Source organism: Bradyrhizobium campsiandrae, from assembly GCF_014529705.1.
Taxonomy (GTDB): Bacteria; Pseudomonadota; Alphaproteobacteria; order Rhizobiales; family Xanthobacteraceae; genus Bradyrhizobium; species Bradyrhizobium campsiandrae.
Map to the genome: position 1 here is coordinate 1 of NZ_JAANIH010000165.1, position 862 is coordinate 862.

Annotated in this window: 2 protein-coding genes; one reads left to right on the forward strand and one right to left on the reverse strand. The window is 66.9% G+C overall.

Annotated elements, in window-relative coordinates; all coding sequences use genetic code 11:
* A partial coding sequence (locus G8O24_RS42510) for a diguanylate cyclase (protein WP_188108415.1) occupies positions 1 to 431 on the forward strand: 431 nt, incomplete at its 5' end.
* Between the two features lie 24 nt (positions 432 to 455).
* Here the strand turns inward: G8O24_RS42510 and G8O24_RS42515 are convergent.
* On the reverse strand, positions 456 to 862 hold a 407-nt coding region (locus G8O24_RS42515), incomplete at its 5' end, for a GGDEF domain-containing protein (RefSeq protein WP_188108416.1).

The following is an 862-nucleotide window of genomic DNA, read 5'->3' on the forward strand; positions in this document are numbered from 1 at the left end:
ACCATTTCAAGCTGTTCAACGACACCTATGGCCATCTCGAAGGCGATTCCTGCCTGACCCGGCTCGGCGAATCGCTGTCCGGCATCGCCGCCGACACAATGGGCTTTGCCGCGCGCTACGGCGGCGAAGAGTTCTGCCTGCTGCTGCCGAACACCGACGTGATGCGCGCCGTCGAGATCGGCGAGCAGGTCCGTTCGGCCGTGCTGCAGCTCTGCCTGCCGCACATCACCTCGGCCCACATGGTGGTCACGGTGTCGATCGGCGTCGCAGCGACGCGGCCGAACGAGGCCCTGCGTCCGGGCGATCTGATCGAAGCCGCCGACGCCGCGCTCTACGCCGCCAAGCATCGCGGCCGCAACAATGTCGTCGAGCACGGGGTGCAGGCGATCGAGGGCAGCGCCGCCGATATCCTGATTGCAGCGAGCGCTTAGAGTCTTCCGCTTCGCTCGAAAACGCTAGCCTGCAGCCTCGGCGCGATCGAGCTCGCGCTCAGTCACCACGCGATTGCGGCCGCCGCCCTTGGCGAGATAGAGCGCGCGATCGCAGCGCTCGATCAGATCGGCGATCGGCTCGCCCACACGGTACTGCGCCACGCCAATCGAGACCGTGATGTTCGGCAACGCCTCGCCGGTCGAGCGGCGCGTGATGGTGCATTCCGCGATCGCGCGCCTGATGCGCTCGGCGATATCGGTGCAGGCCGCAAGATCGGCGTCCGGCAGCACCGCGATCAGCTCCTCGCCGCCGTAGCGGGCCGGCAGATCCTGCGCGCGAACCTTGTCGCGCAACACCTTGGCCATCAGGCGCAGCACCTGGTCGCCGACGCCGTGGCCGAAATTGTCGTTGAAGGTCTTGAAGTGGTCGA